Annotated in this window: 2 protein-coding genes; both read right to left on the bottom strand. The window is 57.1% G+C overall.

The features are described 5' to 3' along the window. Positions 1-279: 279 nt before the first annotated feature. The gene (locus tag RUMCAL_RS00100) at positions 280-528 is read right to left on the bottom strand and encodes a hypothetical protein (protein WP_040646252.1); all 249 of its coding nucleotides are present in this window, start codon (positions 526-528) and stop codon (positions 280-282) included. Between the two features lie 310 nt (positions 529-838). Further along, complete coding sequence (locus RUMCAL_RS00105) at positions 839-2,365, bottom strand: sialate O-acetylesterase (protein WP_021680295.1); 1,527 nt, start codon at positions 2,363-2,365, stop codon at positions 839-841. Between the last annotated feature and the right edge of the window lie 140 nt (positions 2,366-2,505).

Genomic DNA, 2,505 nt, shown 5'->3' on the forward strand with positions numbered 1-2,505 from the left:
AGGCACGCCCTTCGGGTGCCCTTTCAGGGGAGCCTATAAGCTACCGATTCAGCACAAGACACGCCCTTCGGGTGCCCTAGCCTCCCCTGAAAGGGGTGACTCCCCACGGGGTGGGGAGATGCCCGCAGGGCAGAGGGGACCGCTCAGTACGAGGGGGACCAGCGAAGCTGGTGGAGGGGTTCTTTGGAATCTTTTTCCTCACGCATCAGGCTCTACAAAAGAATCTCTCAGAAAAGCTTTTTACATTATAGGGACACTTTCAACAATCACTATCCCCCACTACAGCACCAACAAACAAACCGCCGCCGTGCCCAGACAGCTCAGCAGCACCAGCAGGAGCGTCCGGAGCCAGAAGCGTTTTTCTGCCCGTTCCGGTGCCGCTTCCCGCAGCAGTGCGTCCGCGTCCGCCTGCGAAAGCTGCTGGGGCAGCTTGGTCACGCCGGGCTTGAGATAGAACACCGCACGTTCAAAATACAGACTGTCCGGACGGTTCACTTCGATGATTTTTTTCTGTACGCCTTTTACCATAGCCATTCCTCCTGCGGCAGCCGGTGCATGCCGGTACTGCCGAATGATTTCACAGGAAGTATGTGCACATTGTGAACCACTCAAACAGAACAAACCTGTTTTTCCACAAAGTCCCCCGTTCCGACAGGAATTTCTGTGGAAAACTCTGTGGAAACTGTGGAAAACGTCCGGTTTTTCCAATCTGTCCCCTATTGTGGAATCCGGTGGAGAATGTTTGAACAGTGTTTTATTTTAGGCAATACCGCACAAAGCTTGTGCGACAGATGCGTCGTCAAATTTTCCGTCAGATGAAACAAAAAGCGTATTGCCTTTATTCACAAACTGCCGTCAGCGGCAGCGGAGAAGCTTCCGTCCGGAACGGTGCCGCCGGAATCCCGTTTTTCCCGAACAGCGTAACTGCACCGTAGTTCACCCAGTTGTACCGTGCCGCAGCAGGAGCCGGCACTTCTGCCGCCGTCAGCCGCACCGTGTCGCCGTCCAGCACTGCTCTGGCATCGTGATACACCCCGTCTGCACCGGCGATCTGGAAACCGCAGGGTTCCCCGTGCCACTCCATGCCCTGTGCCGCATGGGAAAAGAACACCGTCAGCGTACTGCCCTCCACAACGAAGCTGCGGAAGATCGGTCCGAACGCCTCCAGTTCCCGTTCCCCGTAGACCAGCTGCCGAGCCTGCAACGCCAGCCGGTGTCCCACAGGGTGCTTGTCTACAGGGTGAATGTTGCAGTATTCGCCGCAGTCCAGAATCACGGCAATGCCGGTATGCTTTACCGTCTGGTATACCTGCATCTGTGCCTCCCGCAGCCGGCTCCACGCCCCGTTTTCCGGCGTGTCCGCATAGGTGTGCATGGGCAGCTGCACCAGAATGAACGGCAGCTGTACATCTTCAAAATCCTGCCGCCAGCGGGCGATCAGCATTGTCAGCAGTGTACCATAAGTATCCGGTCGGATCTCGTCGTTTTCGCCCTGATAATAGAAAAATCCCCGAATGGTATAAGGCACTACCCTTTGCAGCATGGTGTGATACATGCCGGCAGGACGGTAGGGGCTCTTGATGCCCAGCGGCCCGGGGTAACGGTTTTCCCCGCAGCGGCGAATGATCTCGTCCCACGGCATATTGCTGTCCTCCTGATAGCACTTCTGCATGCGGCTCTCCCATGCGGTGTGATATGCCACGTATTCGTCATACTCGGCGATCATTTCCGCGTCCGTCTTTCCGGCAGCGGCATCGGCGTAGTCCTGCAAATAGGGGTGACCGGCAGCGTGTGCCTGCAGATCGGATTCCGGCAGCCAGCAGCTGACCGATGAGCCGCCGTAGTTGCAGCCGATAATTCCCACAGGAACGCCCTGTGTCTGTGCCAGTTCCTTCGCCGCCAGATACGCCGCCGCAGACCATGTGCCGCTGGTTTCCGGATCCGGCAGTTCCCAGCGGGCAGCGTTCCATGCAGCAGTGTAGGCATCGTCTGCGAACGTATTCCGCGGCACCTGAAAATACCGCACGTTGGAGTTCCGGCACTGTTCCAGTTCCGCCGTTCCGTTCCTGGCATCTTTCAGCATAAATTCCATGTTGGACTGCCCGCCGGCAAGCCAGACTTCCCCGAATGCCACGTCGGAAAATTCCTGTTCGTTTACCGTCAGGGTACAGCCCGTGCCCGCAGGCATCGGCGGCAGCGTCACCCGCCATGTTCCGTCCTGCCGCACCGCAGAAGAAACGGTACAGTGCCGCTGGGGAACGGAAACAGTCACCGGCTCCCCTGCGGTGCCCGTCCCGAAAACGGCAATGGGCTTGCCCCGCTGGAGCAGCATGTGGTCTGTAAAAATGGCTGCACAATGTATCATATGAATTCCACCTCGTTGTTTTTTCAGACAGCACGGCATCAGACGGTGCTGTTCGAATGCTACCTGTATTATACAAGGTTTTGCAGAAGATGTCAACGAGGAGTGTCTGCAAAGTCGCCAGACGCTCTTTGTGCGGTATT

This window comes from Ruminococcus callidus ATCC 27760 (genome assembly GCF_000468015.1).
GTDB lineage: Bacteria > Bacillota > Clostridia > Oscillospirales > Ruminococcaceae > Ruminococcus_C > Ruminococcus_C callidus.